This window comes from Rhodococcus sp. C1 (assembly GCF_020809065.1).
In the GTDB taxonomy this organism is placed as follows: Bacteria; Actinomycetota; Actinomycetes; order Mycobacteriales; family Mycobacteriaceae; genus Rhodococcus_F; species Rhodococcus_F qingshengii.
In genome coordinates, this window is the sequence record NZ_CP078080.1 from 5,074,896 (window position 1) to 5,095,833 (window position 20,938).

Sequence of the window (20,938 nt, forward strand, 5' to 3'; positions counted from 1 at the left end):
GCCACCAAAGAATCCACGGCCCCGCGGTCGGAAGAATCACAGCACACTTTCAGCAATCGCGAGGATTCTCGAGGCAGACTGTTCGTGGAAGATTTGTCGCACGCGGGACCAAGAGCCTGAACATCGACAGAATCCTAGGGTCGATCAGGAGGTCAAAAATGCCGCACGGCCAGGCGCGCACCATCCCGATGTTGCCACTCTTGCCACCTCTGACGAATTTCGACGACGCAAGTCGCTCGGTCGTGTCCTACCTCGACGAATATCTTCCGCTGGCACTGTGGTCGATCACGCGGTTCGACGGGTCCAATCAAATCTTTCTCACCGTCTCACCCAACCCACTTCACATCGAAGTCGGCGAGACCCGGGCTTGGCCAAACACCATGTGCAGCGAGGTGGTACTCGGAAATGCGCCGCCAGTCTCATCGAATCGCGCGCTCGTGCGCGCACTGTCCCGCGATGGCAGGTGGGAAGGCATTGGCGCATACGTCAGCATCCCAATCCTCCACAACGACGGCAGTCTCTTCGGCACTCTGTGTGGCGCCGACCCGAGTGCGGGCGACTCCGCACTCGAGGACAACCTAGCCCTCCTCAATCTCCTGTGCCGACTTCTCGGAACCATTCTCGATGTCGACTATCAGCGCGCGCAGTCAGTCCGACTGGCCGAAACTGCGCAACTCGATGCCGAGACCGACCCGTTGACAGGTCTTCTCAATCGGCGCGGGTGGAATCGCATCCTCGAGGCCGAGCAAACTCGGTACCGCCAATTCGCCGATCCGGGAGCTATCATCATCGTCGATCTGGACGGCATGAAGACCATCAACGACGAACTCGGCCACGCCGCGGGCGACGAATACGTTCAAAGGGCCGGCAAGATCTTGGCAGCGTGCGCGCACCCTGGTGCGGTGGTTTCACGGTTGGGCGGAGACGAGTTCGGAATCGCTCTGCCCGATACACAGCCGCGCGCCGTCGACTACCTGCTCGAGTGTTTGGAGAAGGCGTTCCGGAATGCCGACGTCTGTTGTTCGATCGGTCGAGCCGACTTTTCCATGACCCAAAGCCTTTCCGAGACTTGGGATACGGCCGATGCGGAGATGTACCGCCACAAGCGCTCGAAGCACTGATTCGACTCCTCCACGGCCGGTTGGCACCGCATCGGAGGATCCCTTCGATGCGGTGCTCGGTCCGTGTTCTGTTGTCGCCAAAGAGGTTTGACCTCTCAGGTTTTGAAGGTGGTGTTCGCCGGCCTGGGTTGCTGTCCGGGGTCGATCGAGGGCGGCGGGATGAACCAGGGCTTGTTGTCGACACCGATCCGGATTTCCCATTTCCCGACGAACCCGGATTTTCGGTGCATCAATCGGTGATGTGAACGGCACAGCAGGACCAGGTTGTTCATCACCGTCGGGCCACCGTTGGCCCAGTGCCGGATATGGTGCGCATCAGTCCACGCGGGCACGCATGTGCAGCCCGGGAACGCGCAGCCTCTGTCTCGGGCAATCAACGCCACTCGCTGTTCGGCGGTGACCAACCGTTTTCCTGGTTGCGCATCGAGCGGTGCCCCATGATCGTCGAGCAGAACGGTCGACAGGAAACAATCACACCCGAGAAGCCTGGTCTGCGACACCGACAGCGGTCCGAGCCAGGGCATGTGCCCGACATCAAGATCCGACACAGCCATTCCGTCATCAGCAGTGGAGGGTGCTGCGGCGCAGTCACGGTGCTCCGCCAGATCCCGAGCATTGATGTGCACATTCACATGCGGACGCTGACCACCATCGGTACCGGTCTTGGCGCAGTCCAGATAGCGGCGGATCAGTTCGGTGAACCCATCCGCAGTCCGCTTCGCCGCCGACCGAGAATCCGGGGTTCCGTCCGGTGCTGGGGTGGGCATCGTCAGATTCGACAGGGCCGAGAGCAGCATTTCTCCGGTGAGGGCGTCGAAATCACCACGCACCACCACTCGACCGTTCAATGTCGACGCGATCCGCAACTCGTTCCGGTCGACATCCTCGGCGGGCGGAATCTCATCCGATTCGAACAACCGCTCCAACGTCGCGATCACGTTCCGCACCTTCGTCGTCGTCGCCTCCACACCCGACGCAGCAGCCAACAACAAATCGATACAGCGAGGGAGCGCCTCCTCCGGCATCCCCTTCGGCGGTGATTCACAGAACGCCACGATCAACACCGCATGCTCGAAGGAGCAGTCCCCGCCATCGAACCGAGCCGCCACCGCCGGAAACGGCCGCAAAGCCGCACCCAGGGCGGCGATCTTCTTCCCGTCCCGAACCTGCAGCATCGTGTTGGCCGCCAACCAGGACCCCACCCCGCGGCTCGCAATCACCTGATCATCCGGGCGCAACGACAACTCGTACACCACAGCCACACGAACGGCTTCCAGGCGCAGAATCTCAGCACTCGCCGACACCGCAGCAGCGCGCAACTCAGCAGCAGACAACTGCCACAACCGTCCGCGTAACCCCACCGCAGAACCAGACACCACGTCCGACAACAAGACACTCATTGAATCCCCCGATCCCCTCCCCAAATCATACTCGAACATGCGTTCGAGTCAATACCTTGCTACCAGCGCAAATAAGAGCATGGAATAGTTCGACGGTCGCACGCGTATTATTTGAGTAAGCAATACTTGCGGTCGCAAATAAATGGAGGGCGTCACCGATGACAACTGATGAACACGTACGTGGTCGTGTGTGGCGCGACCTCGTCGTCTCCCACAGCGTCATCCTCGGCAAGATGGAGGCGGACCTTCGAACCACCACCGGGCTCACCCTTGGCCAGTACGACGTTCTGCTCCGACTGCACGAAGCGCCGGGAAACACGATCCGAATGGGCGATCTGGCCGAACTGGTCCTGGTCACCACCAGTGGCGTGACGCGCGTCGTCGATCGATTGGTCGAGGCAGGACTGGCAGAGCGCGTTCGCCCGGAAAACGATCGACGCGTCGTGACGGTGTCAATGACGCCTGCGGGCAAGAAGACGCTTCGAAAAGCGTCCGCCATACACACGCGAGGGATCGCCGAATACTTCTCCGATCTCATTGAAACCGAGGAGCTTCCGGTACTCGAACGCTTCTTCTCCCGACTTGCCGCACATCACACGAATCAAGGCGGCGCATGCGATGCGCACGTAGAACAACTTTCCATCACCCCCACGAACAGATAGCGAGAAACAACATGGCTTTCGAATTGGGCGTCTACCATTTCGGTGAACTCACCCCAGATCCCACTACCGGCGCGATGATGAATCCCGGTGTCCACCTTCGCCATTTGGTGGAGCAGGCAACCGTTGCCGATCAGGTTGGACTCGATGTCTTCGGCGTCGGCGAGCACCATCGCACCGACTTCGCAGTCTCAGCCCCTGCAGTTGTGCTCGCGGCAATGGCTCAGGCTACCGACAACATCAAGCTGTCCAGCGCCGTAACCGTACTCAGTTCCGACGATCCCGTACGTGTGTTCCAACAGTTCGCGACAGTTGACCTGCTTTCCGAAGGCCGTGCCGAGATCATTGCCGGCCGAGGTTCGTACACGGAGTCATTTCCGCTCTTCGGGTACGACTTGTCCCAGTACAACGAACTCTTCGCCGAAAAGCTTGATCTACTACTGAAACTGCGCGACGAGAACCCGATCAACTGGGAAGGACAACTTCGCCCACCACTGATCGACGGTGACGTGACGCCCCGCCCGGACCGTCAGATTCCGGTGTGGATCGCAGTCGGAGGTACTCCGGCCTCTGTCGTCCGTGCCGCGAAACTGGGCCTGCCCCTCTCACTGGCCATCATCGGTGGAAGTTACCAACAGTTCGAACCGTTCGTCGATCTATACCGCAGGGCTGCAGCGGAGTTCGGACACGATCCGAAGAAACTGGCTGTCTCGATTGCTTCGCCAGGATTTGTCGATACCTCGAAGCAAACAGCACTCGACACGTCGTACCCGTACTTCCAGGCCGGGTGGATGCAGAATCATCATCAGCGCGGAAACGGAGTTCCCATGCCGCGCAGGGCATATGAAGCGCAGGCAACCACCGCGGGTGCGTTCTTCCTCGGCGGCCCGCAGGAAATCATAGACAAGACGATGGCGCAGTACGAACTGTTCCATCATGACCGCATCATGATCCAGATGGGGTTCGGCAACGTGCCACAGAAGGACATGCTGCGTGCGATCGAGATCCTCGGCACCGAAGTAGCCCCCGTTGTGCGTAAGGAAATCGAATCGCTGAAGTCGTCCCAAGAATAGGAGTTTCGATGAGCACACCGCTCAAAATTGTTGCCGTTGTCGGCAACCTCCAAAAACCCTCCAAGACTCGTGCCCTCGTCGACCTGATCGTCGAAACCTTGGGAGACTTCGAGCAGATCGACACACGAGTTTTCGAGATCGTGGATCTGATTCCAGGTCTTGCATCTGCTCTGGATCGCGATCACGTCGACTCAGTGACCGCCGAAGCGCTGGCAGCAGTCGAGTCCGCCGATATCGTCATCGCGGCGTCACCGGTGTTCCGCGGTTCGTACACGGGAATGTTCAAGCATTTTTTCGATCTCGTCGACCAGTACGCGCTTGCCAACACTCCGGTGATTCTTGCCGCTACAGGTGGTAGCGACCGCCATGCTCTCGTGTTGGATCATGCCCTGCGGCCACTGTTCGCTTTCTTCCAAGCGCTGACCGCTCCGGTCGGAATCTATCTCAGCTCAGGTGATTTCGACGGAACGACCATCCTCAATCCCGAGGTATTCGAACGTATCGAGATGGCAGCAAAGGACGTCCTGCCGGTAGCCAGGATGCTCGCGGAGCGGCATCGAGTTGCGCTGACGTGAACGCCCCTCGTCTGCACAACAATGACCCGGAACCACCACCAGCGGTCACGACTGGCAATGCGGCTGATCCAGCACACTTACGCCGCTGATCCACATCGCATCACCGAACACCATTTTTCAGTGATTCTTCAGCTCCATCGCAGTAGCGTCGAAAGGGCCACCTCATGTCAGGAGCCCCCCATGACCACCCCGGATCAACCCACTGTCCAGCAATCCGTTCCTCAGCACCCGATTCGACCACCCGTCAATGCGGGCTGGGCAGTGGTCTCGCTGCTGTTCTTCTGGCCGCTTTCCTTCTCCGCTTTCACGCACGCCTTCAACGTGTATCCGCTGTGGGCTGACGGCGATGTGGCCGGGTCGCGGTATGCGTCCGATCGAGTGAAACGGCTCGGTCAGATCTCGCTGTGGATCGCAGGCGGCCTACTACTCCTGGTCTGCATCCTGTACGCGATTGCGGCAATCGTGTGGTTCGCCAACGGTGGCCACGATTACGGTCCGCGGCGTATGCGCTGAACAGCCACCCTGGACAACCACACCACCAGGACATCACCTCATCAATCGATCGACGAACTCCATGGTCTGGTCCATCGAAGCGACCGTCGTTTGACCGTGGCTGATTCCGGCGAGTTCTTGATACTCGAACTGCGTTCCCCGCGAACGCATGTCGACCAGTTGCGCCCAGGTAAGGGCGACAGGAACCGTTGTGTCCGACACGCTCTGCACCACGCGCAGTGGACGGTCGTAGCCGTCGACCGGCACCTGCATCATCTCGCGGAACAGGTCGTACATGCGCGGCGTCCATACCGACCGAGAAAACAACGAGCTCAACTGGATTCGTTCGGCTCGAATGTGTCGGCCGAGATCTCCGGCGCACAGTGTCCGAGCCTTTTCCATCCACTCGATCCCCTGCGGCGAGAGAACCTCGCGAATGTTCTCTTCGGGTCGTTGATCGTCGATCCCAGCCAGGACGTACAGCGCATATCCCACCAGCCCGGTGATACCGATGTCGGGAAACAGCGGGCCGCCCAACGGAAACAGCCCTTCCATGTGTGTGGGGCCTGCGACTACAACCGAGCCACGGAAATCCAATTCCGGTGCACGAGTGGTGGCATCGTGTCCCGCGAAGTACGCCGCATGACCACCTTCGGACAAACCCGCGACCATCCACCGCGGACTCAGCACATTGCCGTACAACTCGTGCGCGGCCCGCACGATGTCGACGGCATTCGCCCCGGCGGCATGTCCGTCGAGATAGGCCAGCACCCCGTCGGTACCAACTCCCGAGTAGTCGGTAGCGACCACCGCGTACCCCTGCTCCAACCAGCGTTCGATCGGTTCGATCTCGCCCGGACCGAATCCGGTCGACGAGGGTGCACACTGATCCGCACTGCCCAAAGTTCCGTGGGCATAGGAGATGACGGGCCAACCGCCCGCCGGTGGGGCGCCTTCCGGCAGAAACACGGACCCTGACGACTCTCCCCATCTGTCAGCGGTACGCAGAGTTCGATAGACGACCCGCTGCGTCTCACCGGCGCCGACCGGAAACACTGCGGCCGAGAGTTCGCCATAGGACTCCAGCGCGCCCGCGACTTCCGGTTCGTCCGCCGTCGCCACTGCAACACCTGACCCCCACCCGAGACCCGACAACAGAATGCTCGCCACCACGGCCGCAACAGAGGTTCTACCCGAACGACTCACCACGCCAACCCCTCCCGACCTATGCAGAGCATGATGTCGATATGCAGATCATCATCACCGGTCACAGCCTGCCCGGACGTGAGTGTTCCGAAACCGCAACCTTCGAAGAGCGCAGCAACATCCAAGTCGGCGTTCAGCGCCGAGGCAAGCCACACGAAATCCTCGACCTCGTACCGGGAGATACCGAGACAGTGCGATGGGAACTGACAGCGAGTCTGGAGCGAAAGTCCGGTGCCTGGGACTTACTCGGTCCATACATCCAGGGTCCACCTCGCGGACGCTTCATCTACCTGTCCTGGGTGACGGTATCCGATGACCAGACGTTCGAGATGTTTCGGCGCGCAAAGCTGATGCTCGACGCGATCCCCGAGCACATCGCCGAGGAGGCCGACGCTTCCGGCATGCTCCACGGAGACCTCGGCCTCACCGACGCCGCAGGTAAACCACTGTGTGCGGCTATCCGACCGCCGACGATCACATGGTCATCCTCGCCTTACTGAGCATCGTTCAGTAGTGTGGAGATCGAACACATTAGCCTGCCCGGTGGCCCCACACGATCGATACGGAGTCCGAACTGATGAGCACCGAACACCTCGATGTCCTGATCGTCGGCGCCGGCTTGTCCGGCATCGGTGCTGCGTATCGACTCCAGACCGAGCTTCCCGGCAAGTCGTACGCAATCCTCGAGGCCCGCGCGAACAGTGGCGGAACCTGGGACCTCTTCAAATACCCTGGCATCCGGTCGGATTCCGACATGTTCACGCTCGGCTACCCGTTTCGGCCGTGGACAGATGCCAAAGCAATCGCCGACGGTGATTCGATCCTCCGGTACGTGCGCGACACCGCGCGAGAGAACGGGATCGACAAGAAGATTCGGTACAACCGGAAGGTGACGGCCGCATCATGGTCGTCAGCTGACTCGACGTGGACGGTCACTGTCACGACCGGTGACGAAGATGAAACCCTGACCTGCAACTTCCTCTATCTGTGCAGTGGTTACTACAGCTACGAAGGCGGATACACCCCCGACTTCCCTGGACGTGAATCATTCAGCGGCGACGTAGTGCACCCGCAGTTCTGGCCCGAGGATCTCGATTACTCCGACAAGAAGATCGTTGTGATCGGAAGCGGCGCCACCGCAGTCACTTTGGTCCCCACGATGTCGCGCGACGCGAGCCATGTCACCATGCTCCAGCGATCACCGACATACATTCTGGCTCTGCCGTCCAGCGACAAATTATCGGACACCATTCGCGCAGTACTGCCGAATCAGCTCGCGCACAGCATCGCTCGATGGAAGAGCATCGTAGTGAACCTGAGTTTCTACCAACTGTGCCGGCGCAGTCCAGCGCGCGCAAAGCGGTTGCTGAACCTCGCGATCAGTCGCCAACTCCCGGAAGAGATCCCACTCGATCCTCACTTCACACCCACCTACGATCCCTGGGATCAACGCTTGTGCGTCGTACCGGACGGCGATTTGTTCAAAGCCCTCCGATCGGGCAAGGCCTCGATCGAGACCGATCGCATCGACACTTTCACCGAGACCGGAATTCGTCTCGCGTCAGGTCGCGAACTCGAAGCTGACATCATCGTCACTGCAACAGGATTGAAGATGGAAGCGTGCGGCGGGATGTCGATCGAAGTGGACGGCGAACCCGTCACCCTCGGTGATCGTTACGTCTACAAGGGCATGATGATCAGCGACGTACCGAACTTCGCGATGTGCGTCGGCTACACCAACGCCTCGTGGACTCTGCGAGCAGATCTCACGTCGATGTACGTCTGCCGACTGCTGACGGCGATGGACAAGCGCGGCTATTCGAAGTGCGTGCCGCACGCGAGCGAAGAGATGGACCAGCGGCCGATCCTGGACCTGGCGTCGGGGTACGTCATGCGTGCTGTGGAACAGTTCCCGAAGCAGGGATCGAAGTCACCGTGGAACATGCGTCAGAACTACATCCTTGATCGTCTTCACTCGACGTTCGGGAGCATCAACGACCACATGACGTTCTCGAAGGCGCCAGCTCGACAGTCGACGCCGGTACCGAGCAAGAGTTGAGCGGACCACGAACAACCAGGTAGAGCAATCGGGCGAAGCCACCAATCGATCCGACGACAAAGAACACACCCGAACCTGCGACTACTGCACAGAGCGCACCGAGAACGATGATCGCCGACGCCTCTACCATTCGACCGGCGGACTCCGATCCGAGAACGTGTATTTCATCAACTCCTTCGTCCATAAAACTATTTTCAGCCAACCGTCCAGCCGGTTTGTAGGGACTTTAGTCGCGAGTCGGATCAAAATGGACTCATAATTGCAGGTCAAGCGTTCAGTTGGCCATTCCGGCCGGATGATCTCCAGTCCGTTCCGTTGTGATGGTCGGCAACCGAGTGCTGGTCGAATACATGGACGATTCACGAATCGACACGGTCGTATCAAATCTCCGTGCCTCTCCACCCACTCTTACGCAGGGTGTGGCCCAGCAGCGTGATCACCAGTGAAAACATCGGCAGGGCAATGATCACCCTCGCGGCAAACACCCCCGATCTTCCCGGCCGCGTCCTTCGCAGCGACAAGATCAACGAACTCGCGCAGGCCTGACAGCTTGGCCTCGAAAGACGAAACCGCGGGCGACGAGTTCCAACGCCACGGCCACCGAGCAGGTTTGTGCCAACAACAACCCTGCCAATACAAGAATTTGCACAGCACCGGCCTGAACGGCCGATCCCGTCGCGAGCAACACACCGACAAAGGCTCCGGGCAATGTCACGAGGCCGACGGTGCGTGTCTGGTCGACTCCAGGCAGCAGAGCATCGGAGGCAGCGGTGCGGGCTACCTCCCACCGCGCATCGCGTTGGGAAAATCCAAGGCTCAGTGCTGCTTCCACTTCCCCGTACCGGTCGTCGACGGCGTCGAGTCCGCGTTTGGCTGCCATCGATGTTGCAGTCATCGCGCCACCCAGAACAATGCCGCCGATCGGCACCAGAGCGACGCCTTGCAGCGGAACCACTCCGGACAGCAGCATCAGTGGCAGAACCACACCGATTCCCGACGCCAACGCGATGGTCAGCCAAACTCCGGACGTCCCCGCGTTCGAGCGTCGTGCCGCGGTGAAAGACGCCGCAACGAACATGCCGGCGAGCACGAGGAGCGCCGACCAGATGTGGGCCAAGGCGGCGGCAAGGATCAACGAAATCGCAGCCAGCTGAAGAGCGCCACGAGCGAGGGCACCGGGGACCACCCGAACGCTACCGAGATAGGTGAATCGGTAGACGAGCGTGGCGACAAGTGCCATGACGATGCAGAGCACAGCCAGACGGATGCCGGAGTCGGCTATCGAAAGGCTCATGGGTCTCAGTGTTCCCTACGAGCCGAGTCCGATCCGAATTCGAGAACCGCTCAGAACACCCAACCGCGAAGGGCGACGAATCGCAGGCCACCGACAATTCCGCTCACGGCGATCACAAGCCCGGCTTGAAGAAGCCCGTCGGCGCCTGGGAGAAGGAAGCCGAGCGCACTGATGGCGGCAGAACTGGCGATCAACCCGACCAGTGCGAGTCCACCGCCTTCCCACTGCGCGGTGAACCAGTTGACGCGATCCGCGGCGTGGAAGGTGAGCCGGCGATGCAGCTCATTGGCCAGAATGGTGCTCAAGACCGCACCAACTGCGTTGGCTACCAGCGCTCCGTCACCGCGCAGCGCCAGAAAAGCGGCAAAGTACAAGATGTTGCTGGCTCCGCCGACGAGGGCAAAACGAACGAGCTGAGCAAAGGCGCCGTCGCCGGCAAGGGCGCGAAGCCTCGTTGCCGCGAAACCTGCACTCCGCGTACCCACCATCGAGATCGGATTGCTCCCGACCCAGATGTCAGACGTGCTCATATCGGCTTCTCTCATACGGACAATCGGAACCACACGTTCCGCTTAGTAATATAGCACTAACGGAATCGATCATTCCGCTTAGTGCCGTAGACTGTGAGGATGCCGACAACACACCCCGACGCTTCTCATGCGGGGACCTCGGCCGACTGCTCACAGCCGCGCCTTCGGTCCGACGCCAAGGCCAACCTCGAGCGCATCCTCAACTCCGCTCGCGAGGTGTTCGCTGCCCAAGGACTCGACGCCACGCTGGCGGACGTCGCGAAGCACGCCGGCGTCGGCGTCGGCACCGTCTATCGCCGGTTCGCCAGCAAGGACGAACTGATCCAGGCACTGTTCGACACGCGGTGTTCCGAGATCGAAACGATCGCCGCCACCGCCCGAGAGATGCCCGACGCCTGGGAAGGTCTTGTCTACTTTCTCGACGTGATCTCTCTGCGCATGGCAGACAACCGCGGATTCGGCGATCTCCTGATGGACGGACGCTTCACGTCCGACACCTTCGCTCGCGCGCGCGCCGGGATCGCTCGACACACTGCGGTACTTGTCAATCGAGCCAAGGAACAGGGCACCCTGCGCAGCGACTTCGAAGTCAACGACATTCCGCTTCTCATGCAGGTCGTCAAGATGGCCCAGAAGTTCGGTGGCGACGAGGCCCCTCAGGCTTACCGCCGCGCACTCGGGTTCATGATCGACGGACTCTGCGCGTCCCGCACCGACCATCGGGAACTGCCCGTGCCGGCGCTGTCCTCCGAGCAACTCGATCACGTCCTTCATCGGTTTCAGGCAACGCCCGGGAAGAACTGCTGAGTCGATTTCGGGGTCGACGCCATTGCGGCGTCGACCCCGAAATTTGCTGTCAGTGGGCGATTACCGGTTCACCTTCCGGCGAATCCGGAAGCAGTCCACTCCGAAGAACCAGTCCGGTCAAGACCGCACCGACCGCGAATATGCCTGCGGCCCAATAGAACGTCGTGGTGTAACTCTCGACGGCGGCCTGCGCCTGAGTCAGCGGATTCATCTCGCGGCCCACCAGGTAGTTGGTGGAAGCCGAGGCGGCAATCGTGCTGAGCAGTGCAGTTCCGATCGAGCCGCCCACCTGCTGCATCGTGTTGACCGTGGCAGATGCGACGCCGGCATCTTCGTGATGCACGCCTGAAGTTGCTCCCTGCATCGACGGGGCGAAAATGCTGCCCATGCCGAGTCCGGTGACGACGAGCCCCGGCAGAATGTGTACTGCATAGGTGCTGTCCACGGAAATCTGGGCCAGCAGCGTCATTCCGATCGCCGCGATGACCATTCCGCTCACGATCAGCACTCGCGGACCGACGCGCGGCAGCAAAACCGCTGTCGAAAGCGTTGCCGCTGTCACGATTCCGAACACCATCGGCATGAATGCGAGGCCGGTCATGATCGGGCTGTACCCGAGGATCAGCTGCATGTAGTACGTCAGGAACAGGAAGACTGCGAACATGCCTGCGCCGGAAAGGAAGATCGCCAGGTACGAGCCAGCCCGGATTCGGTCGAGGACCACCCGCAGCGGAAGAAGTGGGTGCTCGGACTTGGTCTGCCAGTAGATGAACGCCGCCATGAACACGACGCCGGCAACGAGCCACGAGATAGTGGGAGTTGCACTCCACCCGTCCGACTCGGCCTTCGAGAATCCGAAGACGATGCTGAACAAGCTGATCGACACCAGGATCGTTCCGGGGATGTCGAGTTTGGGTCGCGAGTCACTGGTGTGCGGCGCGAGCAACAGGACTGCTCCGACCAGGGCGATCGCCGCGAAGAAGAGATTTACGAAGAGGCACCAGCGCCAGTCGACCCACTCGGTGAGTGCGCCGCCGAGCAGCAGTCCGATGGCGCCACCACCGCCGGCAACGGCACCGAAGATACCGAACGCCTTGGCACGCTCACCTGGATCCGTGAATGTCACGGACAGCAGCGACAGGGCTGCCGGGGCAAGGAGCGCACCGAATACGCCTTGGCCGGCACGAGCGGCAACAAGCATTTCGAAGTTGACGGCTGCGCCACCGATGGCGGAAGCGACTGCGAAGCCGATCAGGCCGACGATGAAAGTTCGCCTGCGCCCGAACAAGTCGCTCAATCGACCGCCGAGTAGCAGCAAACTGCCGAACGCCAATGCGTATGCCGTGATGATCCACTGGCGGTCCGAATCACCGAACTCCAGTGAGCGCTGCGCAGCAGGCAGCGCGATGTTGACGATGGTGGCATCCAAGACCACCATCAGCTGCGCAATTCCCAGAACCGCGAGAACCAGCCACCGCTTTGCGTGGTTGTCCCCTGAAGGCGCTGAGGACTGCTCGAATTCAGTCCGTTCAGCAATGTCTGACATAGTCCCTCGCCCAACCTATGCGGAGATGGCTTCTCCGGTTAGCAAAAACGCTACACGAAAACGGAGAGGCTGTCTCCACTTGGCGGGTAGAGTGGGGACATGAGTACCGCAATGGAGCGCCCCCTTCGCGCCGATGCTGCACGTAATCGGCAGTTGATCATCGACGCCGCACGTGAATTGTTCGCCGAAGAAGGGATCGACGTCACACTCGACGACGTCGCCCGGCGCGCGGGGGTCGGCGTCGGAACGGTCTATCGGCGGTTCGCCAGCAAAGAAGAATTGATCGACGGAGTCTTCCAGCAGAACTTCGCCGACATGGCAGCGGCCGCGGACGCGTCACTTGCCAATCCGGATCCGTGGGACGGACTTGTCACCTTTGCCGAATTCGCCTGCAGCCGTATGTCGGTCAACCGCGGACTCAAAGACGTCCTGAACGGAACCGACGAGGGATGCGAGCAAGTCGCATGCCAACGATCCATCATCGAACCGTCGGTCGAGAGGATCTTCTACCGGGCCCAGGAGGCCGGGATGCTGCGCACCGACGCCGTACCGACGGACCTGTTCGGCCTCATCTTCATGGTGGGCGCAGTCACCGAATTTGCTCAGCCCGTCAACCCGACCGTGTGGCGTCGATACCTCTCGGTAATGCTCGACGGCCTACGCACGGAGGGCTTGCACCGTGACGCACTGCCCCTTCCTCCACTGAGTTCGGAGGAATTGCACGAGGCCAAGCAATGCCTGAAAGACCGCCGCCGTTGAGCGGTTCGGTCAGATCTGCTCACGAGGAATGAAAATCCACATCACGATGTAGATCAGAAACTGCGGGCCGGGCAGCAGGCACGAGAGTACGAACAGCAAGCGGACTGTCGACGACTTCCAACCGAAGTACCGAGCGATTCCGGCGCACACCCCACCGAACATTGCTCCCGAGCGGGCGCGGGTGAGCTTGCGGGTATTCATCGGGGAGGTCATGTGTTGTTTCCTTTCAACGGAACTCGCGGTTCATCCGCGTCGACCTCCACTATCCGCTGCCGATCCACCTGTGCGCATCAGGCCATGGACCCATCTTTTCCGACGCGGTGTGTCCTCAGGTACGAGTCCGTCCCCGCGTCAGACTCAGGGTTCTCCCCCACACCCCGGCCTCGGACCTCAGCCTCGCACCTCAGCAGGGAAACATGCGTCGAAGCCGTTTCGGAGCCGCAAAAGGTTGCCAGTTGTCGACGTCCTGCGCCAGACGATCGGCAACGGTCCACAACGCCGACGGGTTGTGGGTCAACCCCATGTGACTGCCTTGCACCGCAATGCTTTCCGACAGGCCTGCCGAGGTTTCACAGCACGCTTGCCATGGAACGATACCGTCGTGCCTGGAGTAGACCGACGTGGCGGGAACGGAAATAGGCGATCCCTGTTCGGATTCGATGCCGTCGACCGGAGGCAGTATCGCGTGATTGCCGGACAAACGAGCGTAGAGAGATCCGACTCTCGTCTGCTCCAGACTGGTGAGACCGAAAGGACTTCCCAGTGTCACTACCTGACGCACCGAATCCGGCAGGTCCCTCGCCAGCTTTCGAGCGTAGATACCGCCCAGACTCCAGCCAATTACCGACACCTTCTGCTCGTATCGATCTGCTACCTCGGCCAATGCGGCAGGCAGTCCGTCGACCACCGTCGCCGTCGGACCGGTGTTCAGACCCAGATTCCAACCGTGAACCCGGTATCCGAGAAAGCTGAGGTATGTCCTCAAGGCGAGAGTCGAAACGTCCGAAGTCAGCAATCCGGGGAGAACGAGGACCGGATGCCCGTCCCCACGCGGCGATCGAAGCAACCAAGGAGCCGCGAGAAGCAGTGAAGCGATGTCGACCAGTCCGCGCGTCGGCTCGCTCAGACACATCGCCAAGGATGGTGGCCCCGGAACGAGTGGGTCGACTTCACGAATCAGCGTCGATCGCTGCGCCCAATCGAATTCGGTCTCCGCGAAATCGATCGCCGAGACTTCCGCAACTACGGACACCTGAACTCCTGTCGGCCGGTGCCCTCGTCGGGGCGTGTGGTGGGGCGGTTCCGCGAGCTGTGTGCTCAACCCGCGGAACCTTGTCCTCATCCACCACCGGTAGCGAACCAGGACCCGTTCTGCCCACAGATTCGTGACCAAAGGCCTCTCGACCACACGAACACTGTGTGATCCAGAACACTAGTTTTGGCTACGTTGCATCTACGTTGCGTAGATGTTTCGTCGCTTCCTACGAGATTTCGTCCCACAGAAGCGCGACCCACGCGGTCGCGGCGCCGGCGTCCTAGCGAGCGCTCAGTTCGAGCAACTCTCGGGTGGCAGATTTTCGGCGGCCCACGTTGTCAGTTCACTGAGAGCGGGGAGCAGCGCCTGCCCCGACGCTGTGAGTTCGTACTCCACGGCGATGGGCGGACCTGCATCGACGCTCCTCGTCACCAGGCCTGCCCCTGCCAACTCCGTCAGGCGTTCCGAGAGCACCGAATCACTGATCCCGCCCACCGCGCGCTTGAGTTCGGAGAATCCCGCCGGCCCGTTCAGCAGCGTGCCGAGAATGACGCCGTTCCACCGTTTGCCCAGGAAGCCGAACGCGCGGGCCAGAGCCCCGTCACATGCGCGGGGCTCGTGTCCCGCTTCGCTCTTGCTTGCCACCCCACCATCCTAGCCACAGTGCTAACGTATCCGTAGGCACTATTTTTTTACTAGCAACTAGCTTTACCGGGTGATGCTCGGTCGAGCTACCACGGAACGGAAACCCCCGATGTCTCTCGACGCAGCCACGCCATTCACCGCCCAGCAACTCGACGAAGCCGGCCGCGAACTCCTCTTCACTGCGGCTCGCACCGCCAACTCCTTCTCGAACGAACCTGTGACCGACGACGAACTGACTGCGATCTGGGAGCTCGCGAAGTGGGCACCGACCGCGGCCAACACCAATCCGCTACGTGTGCTGTTCGTCCGTACCGAGGAAGGCAAAGCACGCCTCGTCGAGCACATGGCAGACGGCAACAAAGCCAAGACCGAGGCCGCTCCTGCAGTTGCCGTTCTGGCGGTGGACACCGAGTTCTACAAGCACATCCCCAACCTGTTCCCCATTCGCCCGGAGATGAAGGACTACTTCGAATCCGACGAGGCTGCCGCCAGTTCGACGAGTCGGTTCAATGCCGCACTTCAGGCCGGCTATGTGATCCTCGCGATTCGCGCACAGGGTCTGGTCGCCGGCCCGATGGCCGGGTTCGACGCCGACGGCATCGACGGCGAATTCTTCGCAGACGGACGTTTCAAGACGATCCTCGTGGTGAACATCGGCCATCCCGGTGAGAACCCCTGGTTCGATCGTCTGCCGCGCCTCTCCGATGAGGATGTGCTCAGCTGGGCCTGAGGCCAATTCGGACAAATCAAGCAATGCGGGAGAGTTCTGCGGAACTCTCCCGCTTTGCCATCTCCAGCGCGTTTCAACTCTGCTCGCAGTGGGTACATACCCGCGTCTCGCAAAATCTCACGTCCAGAACAACATCCGACACGCTGCAATCGGAATTAGTTGCAGTATCTCAGTTTTTGGACGACAGTCGAGGGAAACCCCTCGGCCTACGGAGGCTGTGGGGAAAGCCCTTGTGCGCCGGTCGGTGTCGAGGGAAGACGTTCGAGCGAGCAGAAGTCCGAAGAAAGTGGGTTCGGAAATATGGGCGCGCTATGGGATTTTGTCGTTGCACGACGACAACAGTTGTTGACCGACTCGTACCTTCATGTTTCAGCAGTTATCCAGTCCGTGATCATCGCGACGATCGCCGCCGTGATCATCGGCATTCTCGTCTACCGGAGCCCGGCGGGATCCTCCATCGCTACGGCGTTGGCCAGCACGATCCTGACGGTTCCTTCATTCGCCCTCCTCGGACTGCTCATTCCGATTCTCGGTCTCGGCGTCGCTCCCACGATCACCGCGTTGATCTTGTATGCCCTGCTCCCGATCATTCGGAACACGATCATCGGTCTGGATGCAGTCAACCCGGCGATCACGGACGCAGCCCGCGGTGTCGGAATGAATCGCATGCACGTACTGAGTCGAATCGAGCTACCGATCGCGTGGCCGTCGATCCTCACCGGCATGCGGGTCAGTACACAGATGCTCATGGGCATCCTCGCCATCGCGGCGTACGCCAAAGGTCCTGGTCTGGGAAACCTGATCTTCTCCGGACTCTCGCGTGTCGGTAGCCCGAATGCTGTTCCGCAAGCGCTGGTCGGCACCGTACTGATCGTCATTCTCGCTCTGATTCTCGACGGAATCTACGTCGTCATCGGTCGTCTCACTACTTCGAAGGGGCTGCAATGACTGAAACCATTCCGTCTGACGTATCCACAGATCAGAAGGTATCCGGGGTCGAGATCGTCCTGGAGTCCGTCACCAAGCGGTACCCGGGCCAGAAAGCTGCAGCGGTGGACAATGTTTCGCTGACTGTTCCGGCCGGTGAAATCGTGGTCTTCGTCGGACCTTCGGGTTGCGGCAAGACGACGACGATGCGCATGATCAACCGCCTGATCGAACCTACCTCCGGCAAGATCACCATCGACGGCAAGGACGCGCTGTCGATCGACCCGGACAAGCTCCGCCGTGGCATCGGGTACTCGATCCAGCAGGCAGGCTTGTTCCCGCACTTCACGATTGCGAAGAACGTCGCGACTGTCCCGGGTCTGATCGGTTGGGACAAGAAACGTATCGCAGCGCGCACCGACGAGATGCTCGACCTCGTAGGCCTCGATCCCGATACCTATCGCGACCGCTACCCTCGCCAATTGTCCGGTGGGCAGCAACAGCGTGTGGGCGTGGCGCGGGCGCTGGCTGCCGATCCTCCGGTGCTGTTGATGGACGAACCTTTCGGTGCCGTCGATCCGATCACCCGCGGCCTGCTCCAGGACGAACTGATGCGTCTGCAGTCGGAGTTGGGTAAGACCATCGTCTTCGTCACGCACGATTTCAACGAGGCAGTCAAACTCGGTGACCGTATTGCCGTGCTGGGCAATCAATCCAGCATCATGCAGTACGACACTCCGGAAGCGATTCTCGCCAATCCCGCAAACGACATGGTCGCCGGATTTGTCGGGGCGGACGCCTCGCTCAAGCAGCTGACCCTGACACGCGTGCGCCAGATCAAACTCAAGCAGTGCCTCACCGCCCGCGAAACCGATTCGGTCGATGATTTGAGAACCGCACTCGCAGCGCGTAAGTGGAAGTGGGCCCTGATTCTCGATCAGCGCGGACGGCCGCTTCGCTGGGTCTCGCCCGGCCACCTCGCCCATGCGTCGACTCTTCGAGGTGTCGGTAACGAGATCGGCGAAGCCGTGTCCATCCAGTCCACCCTGCAGGATGCGTTGGAAGCTCTTCTCGCAGAGAGCAATGCGTCCACCGTGGTCACCGGACGGCGTGGCGAGTACGTCGGTCTCATCACCATCGACACACTGGTCAGCCATCTCTCCGAAATGCGCGAGGAGCATGCGCACGACCACGACGAAGAGCCAGACACCGAGAACGTCGAGGGTTGAACATGACTGCCACGACAGAGGAGCGCGTCTCCGCGCCTGAGATGGAACCGGACGCCCCCGATCTGGGTGCGGCCGAGAACGCCGCCACGCGCCGTGCGGAACGGATGCGACTGTATGTGCAGCCGGTCATCGTCCTGATCCTGGTTGCGGGCGTGTTGATCTGGGCATTCAGCCGAGATCTCAACGCGACGCAGAAGGCGAGCATCAACCTCGACAACATCGTCACTCTGACCTGGCAGCACGTACTGATCACCGCCGCCGTGGTCATCATCGTCGTCGCCATCGCGGTTCCACTCGGAACCCTGCTGACCAGGCCGAAATTCACCCGCCTGGCACCGTTCTTCGTGGGAATAGCCAACATCGGAGCCGCAGCGCCTGCCATCGGCCTGCTCGTGCTGTTCTATCTCGCGACAAGAACGACCGGCTTCTGGATCGGCGTGTTTCCCATTGCGTTCTATTCGTTGCTTCCGGTGCTGCGCAACACCATCCTCGGCTACCAGCAAGTGGACAAGACCTTGATCGATGCGGGGCGCGGGCAGGGAATGTCTTCGCTCACGGTCCTACGTCAACTCGAGTTCCCGATGGCCGTCCCGTACATCCTTGCAGGACTGCGTACTTCGCTCGTTCTGGCCGTCGGTACCGCGACGCTGTGCTTCCTGGTCAGTGCCGGCGGACTCGGCATTCTGATCGACACCGGATACAAGCTCCGCGACAACGTCACCCTCGTTGTCGGTGCCGTACTGGCGGTGTCGCTGGCCTTGCTGATCGACTGGCTCGGCGCGCTCGCCGAAACTTATCTCGGGCCCAAGGGATTGCGATGACCAAGACTTCGATCACCAGAACGTGGGGCTGGAAACTCGCGGTTGCCACGATCGGCCTCACACTTGTCGCTTCGTGTGGTCTCGAGTCCGGTGGCGCACTGCCCCTGGCCGTCGGCCCCGGCAGCATCGAGCCGGTTACGGAGCTCGAGGGTGTGAAGATGACCGTCGGCTCCAAGGACTTCACCGAGCAGATCGTGCTCGGGTACGTCATCGAATTCGCGATGGCCGCTGCGGGCGCGGATGTTCGAGATCTCACGAACATCCAGGGCTCGAACAGCACCCGTGACGCACAGTTGAACGGCCAGATCGATCTTGCGTACGAATACACCGGAACCGGCTGGATCAACTACCTCGGCAACGAGACACCGCTTCCCGATTCGCAGGCGCAGTTCGAGGCCGTCCGCGATGCGGACCTTGCTGCGAACGACATGGTGTGGACCGATCCGGCGCCGATGAACAATACGTATGCATTGGCGATGAGCAAGGAGACCGCTGAGAAGACCGGTGTCAAGACCGTTTCCGACTACGCGAAGTTGGTCGAATCCGATCCCGGAGCTGCGGTGACGTGCGTCGAGACCGAGTTCAACGTCCGCCAGGACGGATATCCCGGCCTGGCAGCGAAATACGGTTTCGACGCCTCTCGTGCCCAACGCCAGATCCTGCAGACCGGCATCATCTACCAGGCGACAGCCGATGGCGATCAGTGCAAGTTCGGCGAGGTGTTCACCACCGACGGTCGCATCATCGCACTTGATCTCGTTCTGCTCGACGACGATCTCCAGTTCTTCCCGAAATACAATCCGGCACTGGTGATGAAAAAGGACTTCGCGGAAGCACATCCGCAGGTAGCAGAAGTCATGGCACCGATCTCGGAGCGACTGACCAACGAGGTGATGACCGAGCTCAACCGGCAGGTCGACGTCGACGGCAAGGAGCCGGCGGACGTGGCCCGCGACTGGCTGGTCTCGGAAGGCTTTGTCACGGCGCAGTGATCGGCTGACCGCAACCCAGCCGAGTAGTTACCGTTTGCGTCCGACGCAGAACACCCGCCGGAACGGAAAGAGCGTTCCGGCGGCTGTTGCGGGGTAGGCCTCCCTCAGCAGATCGGAATACTGACGCTCGAACTCCGGAGCGTCAGCTTCGCCGAGAACGTCGAGCACGGGTCGTAACCCCGTCCCCCGTACCCATCCGAGCACCGGGTCGGCACCTGCCAGCACGTGTACGTACGTCGTCTCCCAGGCGTCGACGTCGAATCCGTGTTCTTGGAGACGCTGCGCGTACTGAACTGGACTGTCGACGCCTTCCGGGCCGCGTAGGACGCCACCCAGTCGCTCACTCCATTCCGCTGATTCCGCGAGATCTCGCATGAGCGCATGGGACGGAGCATCGAAGTTACCCGGCACCTGCCACGCCAGCCACGATCCGGATTCCAGGGTGTCCGCCCACTGGTCGATCAGCTCGCGATGGCTCGGAACCCACTGCAATGCAGCGTTACTGACGACCACGTCGTAACCGGTGGCGTCGAAGGACATGATGTCCCCCAACTCGACGGTGACGTTTCCCGGTAGGTCTGTAGGGGCCTGCGCGACCATTTCGGGAGACGAGTCGAATCCGGATACCGAGGCGTCCGGCCATCTTTCCCCGAGCATCGCGGTCAGGGTGCCTGATCCGCAGCCGAGGTCGGCTACCCGCGTCGGGTCTTCGGTGGCCACCCGTGACACCAGGTCCACGAACGGGCGTGACCGCTCACCCGAATAGCGGCCGTAGACTTCGGGATTCCACGTGACAGTGCGCATGAACCCATCCTGCA

General features: G+C 60.9%; 23 protein-coding genes. 14 read left to right on the forward strand and 9 right to left on the reverse strand.

Annotated elements, in window-relative coordinates; all coding sequences use genetic code 11:
* Nucleotides 1–158: 158 nt before the first annotated feature.
* Nucleotides 159–1,121 (forward strand): sensor domain-containing diguanylate cyclase, encoded by a 963-nt coding sequence (locus tag KTR60_RS23300; RefSeq protein WP_030535217.1) that lies wholly within the window; start codon nucleotides 159–161, stop codon nucleotides 1,119–1,121.
* Nucleotides 1,122–1,216: 95 nt separating this feature from the next.
* Here the strand turns inward: KTR60_RS23300 and KTR60_RS23305 are convergent, their stop codons facing one another.
* Nucleotides 1,217–2,521 (reverse strand): HNH endonuclease signature motif containing protein, encoded by a 1,305-nt coding sequence (locus tag KTR60_RS23305; protein ID WP_228401295.1) that lies wholly within the window; start codon nucleotides 2,519–2,521, stop codon nucleotides 1,217–1,219.
* Between the two features lie 158 nt (nucleotides 2,522–2,679).
* On the opposite strand from KTR60_RS23305, the gene KTR60_RS23310 reads away from it, so the two are divergent.
* The 4 genes from KTR60_RS23310 to KTR60_RS23325 all read left to right on the forward strand — a co-directional run bounded on the left by KTR60_RS23310 (nucleotide 2,680) and on the right by KTR60_RS23325 (nucleotide 5,341).
* Nucleotides 2,680–3,183, forward strand: a complete 504-nt coding sequence (locus tag KTR60_RS23310) for a MarR family winged helix-turn-helix transcriptional regulator (protein WP_228401296.1) — start codon at nucleotides 2,680–2,682, stop codon at nucleotides 3,181–3,183.
* 11 nt (nucleotides 3,184–3,194) lie between these two features.
* On the forward strand, nucleotides 3,195–4,253 hold the full coding sequence (locus tag KTR60_RS23315) for an LLM class flavin-dependent oxidoreductase (RefSeq protein ID WP_047271106.1): 1,059 nt from the start codon (nucleotides 3,195–3,197) through the stop codon (nucleotides 4,251–4,253).
* Between the two features lie 8 nt (nucleotides 4,254–4,261).
* Nucleotides 4,262–4,828, forward strand: a complete 567-nt coding sequence (msuE, locus tag KTR60_RS23320) for an FMN reductase (protein WP_007731485.1) — start codon at nucleotides 4,262–4,264, stop codon at nucleotides 4,826–4,828.
* 180 nt (nucleotides 4,829–5,008) lie between these two features.
* Nucleotides 5,009–5,341 (forward strand): CD225/dispanin family protein, encoded by a 333-nt coding sequence (locus tag KTR60_RS23325; RefSeq protein ID WP_007731480.1) that lies wholly within the window; start codon nucleotides 5,009–5,011, stop codon nucleotides 5,339–5,341.
* A gap of 33 nt (nucleotides 5,342–5,374) precedes the next feature.
* Here the strand turns inward: KTR60_RS23325 and KTR60_RS23330 are convergent, their stop codons facing one another.
* Nucleotides 5,375–6,529 (reverse strand): alpha/beta hydrolase, encoded by a 1,155-nt coding sequence (locus KTR60_RS23330; protein WP_042922323.1) that lies wholly within the window; start codon nucleotides 6,527–6,529, stop codon nucleotides 5,375–5,377.
* Nucleotides 6,530–6,567: 38 nt separating this feature from the next.
* On the opposite strand from KTR60_RS23330, the gene KTR60_RS23335 reads away from it, so the two are divergent.
* Both KTR60_RS23335 and KTR60_RS23340 read left to right on the forward strand, forming a co-directional pair.
* On the forward strand, nucleotides 6,568–7,026 hold the full coding sequence (locus KTR60_RS23335; protein WP_228401297.1) for a DUF5990 family protein: 459 nt from the start codon (nucleotides 6,568–6,570) through the stop codon (nucleotides 7,024–7,026).
* 77 nt (nucleotides 7,027–7,103) lie between these two features.
* Nucleotides 7,104–8,585: a flavin-containing monooxygenase gene (locus tag KTR60_RS23340; RefSeq protein WP_228401298.1), complete on the forward strand. Its 1,482-nt coding sequence runs from the start codon at nucleotides 7,104–7,106 to the stop codon at nucleotides 8,583–8,585.
* 523 nt (nucleotides 8,586–9,108) lie between these two features.
* On the opposite strand, the gene KTR60_RS23345 is transcribed toward KTR60_RS23340, so the two are convergent.
* Both KTR60_RS23345 and KTR60_RS23350 read right to left on the reverse strand, forming a co-directional pair.
* On the reverse strand, nucleotides 9,109–9,879 hold the full coding sequence (locus tag KTR60_RS23345) for an ABC transporter permease (protein ID WP_007731470.1): 771 nt from the start codon (nucleotides 9,877–9,879) through the stop codon (nucleotides 9,109–9,111).
* Between the two features lie 50 nt (nucleotides 9,880–9,929).
* The gene (locus tag KTR60_RS23350) at nucleotides 9,930–10,367 is read right to left on the reverse strand and encodes a GtrA family protein (RefSeq protein WP_020908979.1); all 438 of its coding nucleotides are present in this window, start codon (nucleotides 10,365–10,367) and stop codon (nucleotides 9,930–9,932) included.
* A 141-nt stretch (nucleotides 10,368–10,508) separates the two neighbouring features.
* Between KTR60_RS23350 and KTR60_RS23355 the strand changes: the two genes are divergently transcribed.
* A complete protein-coding gene (locus tag KTR60_RS23355) occupies nucleotides 10,509–11,216 on the forward strand; it encodes a TetR/AcrR family transcriptional regulator (protein ID WP_007731468.1) in 708 nt (235 codons plus the stop codon).
* A gap of 49 nt (nucleotides 11,217–11,265) precedes the next feature.
* On the opposite strand, the gene KTR60_RS23360 is transcribed toward KTR60_RS23355, so the two are convergent.
* The gene (locus KTR60_RS23360; RefSeq protein ID WP_003940566.1) at nucleotides 11,266–12,762 is read right to left on the reverse strand and encodes an MFS transporter; all 1,497 of its coding nucleotides are present in this window, start codon (nucleotides 12,760–12,762) and stop codon (nucleotides 11,266–11,268) included.
* Between the two features lie 99 nt (nucleotides 12,763–12,861).
* On the opposite strand from KTR60_RS23360, the gene KTR60_RS23365 reads away from it, so the two are divergent.
* The gene (locus KTR60_RS23365) at nucleotides 12,862–13,521 is read left to right on the forward strand and encodes a TetR/AcrR family transcriptional regulator (RefSeq protein WP_080712681.1); all 660 of its coding nucleotides are present in this window, start codon (nucleotides 12,862–12,864) and stop codon (nucleotides 13,519–13,521) included.
* Between the two features lie 9 nt (nucleotides 13,522–13,530).
* On the opposite strand, the gene KTR60_RS23370 is transcribed toward KTR60_RS23365, so the two are convergent.
* From KTR60_RS23370 to KTR60_RS23380, 3 genes are all read right to left on the reverse strand, one after another.
* Nucleotides 13,531–13,734 (reverse strand): PspC domain-containing protein, encoded by a 204-nt coding sequence (locus tag KTR60_RS23370; protein ID WP_003939828.1) that lies wholly within the window; start codon nucleotides 13,732–13,734, stop codon nucleotides 13,531–13,533.
* A 190-nt stretch (nucleotides 13,735–13,924) separates the two neighbouring features.
* Nucleotides 13,925–14,773 (reverse strand): alpha/beta fold hydrolase, encoded by an 849-nt coding sequence (locus KTR60_RS23375; protein ID WP_020970664.1) that lies wholly within the window; start codon nucleotides 14,771–14,773, stop codon nucleotides 13,925–13,927.
* A gap of 294 nt (nucleotides 14,774–15,067) precedes the next feature.
* The gene (locus tag KTR60_RS23380; RefSeq protein ID WP_007731459.1) at nucleotides 15,068–15,421 is read right to left on the reverse strand and encodes a winged helix-turn-helix transcriptional regulator; all 354 of its coding nucleotides are present in this window, start codon (nucleotides 15,419–15,421) and stop codon (nucleotides 15,068–15,070) included.
* 109 nt (nucleotides 15,422–15,530) lie between these two features.
* On the opposite strand from KTR60_RS23380, the gene KTR60_RS23385 reads away from it, so the two are divergent.
* The 5 genes from KTR60_RS23385 (at nucleotide 15,531) to KTR60_RS23405 (ending at nucleotide 20,120) form a co-directional block, all read left to right on the forward strand.
* Entirely contained in the window at nucleotides 15,531–16,151 is a 621-nt protein-coding gene (locus KTR60_RS23385) for a malonic semialdehyde reductase (RefSeq protein WP_063315823.1), read from the forward strand.
* Nucleotides 16,152–16,451: 300 nt separating this feature from the next.
* On the forward strand, nucleotides 16,452–17,099 hold the full coding sequence (locus KTR60_RS23390; protein ID WP_054187726.1) for an ABC transporter permease: 648 nt from the start codon (nucleotides 16,452–16,454) through the stop codon (nucleotides 17,097–17,099).
* Complete coding sequence (locus KTR60_RS23395; protein WP_007731456.1) at nucleotides 17,096–18,307, forward strand: ATP-binding cassette domain-containing protein; 1,212 nt, start codon at nucleotides 17,096–17,098, stop codon at nucleotides 18,305–18,307. The genes KTR60_RS23390 and KTR60_RS23395 overlap by 4 nt, the downstream gene beginning before the upstream one ends.
* A gap of 2 nt (nucleotides 18,308–18,309) precedes the next feature.
* The gene (locus KTR60_RS23400; protein ID WP_003939758.1) at nucleotides 18,310–19,128 is read left to right on the forward strand and encodes an ABC transporter permease; all 819 of its coding nucleotides are present in this window, start codon (nucleotides 18,310–18,312) and stop codon (nucleotides 19,126–19,128) included.
* Entirely contained in the window at nucleotides 19,125–20,120 is a 996-nt protein-coding gene (locus KTR60_RS23405; protein ID WP_228401299.1) for a glycine betaine ABC transporter substrate-binding protein, read from the forward strand. Before KTR60_RS23400 ends, KTR60_RS23405 begins: the two co-directional genes overlap by 4 nt.
* 27 nt (nucleotides 20,121–20,147) lie before the next feature.
* On the opposite strand, the gene KTR60_RS23410 is transcribed toward KTR60_RS23405, so the two are convergent.
* Entirely contained in the window at nucleotides 20,148–20,924 is a 777-nt protein-coding gene (locus KTR60_RS23410) for a trans-aconitate 2-methyltransferase (protein WP_030535206.1), read from the reverse strand.
* Nucleotides 20,925–20,938 lie beyond the last annotated feature (14 nt).

What these genes read in the sequence shown, in the direction of transcription:
- msuE (WP_007731485.1), top strand. Translation starts at nt 4,262, where the DNA reads ATGAGCACACCGCTCAAAATTGTTGCCGTTGTCGGCAACCTCCAAAAA.
- KTR60_RS23315 (WP_047271106.1), top strand. Translation starts at nt 3,195, where the DNA reads ATGGCTTTCGAATTGGGCGTCTACCATTTCGGTGAACTCACCCCAGAT.
- KTR60_RS23305 (WP_228401295.1), bottom strand. Translation starts at nt 2,521, where the DNA reads ATGAGTGTCTTGTTGTCGGACGTGGTGTCTGGTTCTGCGGTGGGGTTA.
- KTR60_RS23335 (WP_228401297.1), top strand. Translation starts at nt 6,568, where the DNA reads ATGCAGATCATCATCACCGGTCACAGCCTGCCCGGACGTGAGTGTTCC.
- KTR60_RS23340 (WP_228401298.1), top strand. Translation starts at nt 7,104, where the DNA reads ATGAGCACCGAACACCTCGATGTCCTGATCGTCGGCGCCGGCTTGTCC.
- KTR60_RS23355 (WP_007731468.1), top strand. Translation starts at nt 10,509, where the DNA reads ATGCCGACAACACACCCCGACGCTTCTCATGCGGGGACCTCGGCCGAC.
- KTR60_RS23410 (WP_030535206.1), bottom strand. Translation starts at nt 20,924, where the DNA reads ATGCGCACTGTCACGTGGAATCCCGAAGTCTACGGCCGCTATTCGGGT.
- KTR60_RS23310 (WP_228401296.1), top strand. Translation starts at nt 2,680, where the DNA reads ATGACAACTGATGAACACGTACGTGGTCGTGTGTGGCGCGACCTCGTC.
- KTR60_RS23365 (WP_080712681.1), top strand. Translation starts at nt 12,862, where the DNA reads ATGAGTACCGCAATGGAGCGCCCCCTTCGCGCCGATGCTGCACGTAAT.
- KTR60_RS23325 (WP_007731480.1), top strand. Translation starts at nt 5,009, where the DNA reads ATGACCACCCCGGATCAACCCACTGTCCAGCAATCCGTTCCTCAGCAC.
- KTR60_RS23360 (WP_003940566.1), bottom strand. Translation starts at nt 12,762, where the DNA reads ATGTCAGACATTGCTGAACGGACTGAATTCGAGCAGTCCTCAGCGCCT.
- KTR60_RS23405 (WP_228401299.1), top strand. Translation starts at nt 19,125, where the DNA reads ATGACCAAGACTTCGATCACCAGAACGTGGGGCTGGAAACTCGCGGTT.
- KTR60_RS23400 (WP_003939758.1), top strand. Translation starts at nt 18,310, where the DNA reads ATGACTGCCACGACAGAGGAGCGCGTCTCCGCGCCTGAGATGGAACCG.
- KTR60_RS23390 (WP_054187726.1), top strand. Translation starts at nt 16,452, where the DNA reads ATGGGCGCGCTATGGGATTTTGTCGTTGCACGACGACAACAGTTGTTG.
- KTR60_RS23395 (WP_007731456.1), top strand. Translation starts at nt 17,096, where the DNA reads ATGACTGAAACCATTCCGTCTGACGTATCCACAGATCAGAAGGTATCC.
- KTR60_RS23385 (WP_063315823.1), top strand. Translation starts at nt 15,531, where the DNA reads ATGTCTCTCGACGCAGCCACGCCATTCACCGCCCAGCAACTCGACGAA.
- KTR60_RS23370 (WP_003939828.1), bottom strand. Translation starts at nt 13,734, where the DNA reads ATGACCTCCCCGATGAATACCCGCAAGCTCACCCGCGCCCGCTCGGGA.
- KTR60_RS23300 (WP_030535217.1), top strand. Translation starts at nt 159, where the DNA reads ATGCCGCACGGCCAGGCGCGCACCATCCCGATGTTGCCACTCTTGCCA.
- KTR60_RS23345 (WP_007731470.1), bottom strand. Translation starts at nt 9,879, where the DNA reads ATGAGCCTTTCGATAGCCGACTCCGGCATCCGTCTGGCTGTGCTCTGC.
- KTR60_RS23350 (WP_020908979.1), bottom strand. Translation starts at nt 10,367, where the DNA reads ATGGTGGGTACGCGGAGTGCAGGTTTCGCGGCAACGAGGCTTCGCGCC.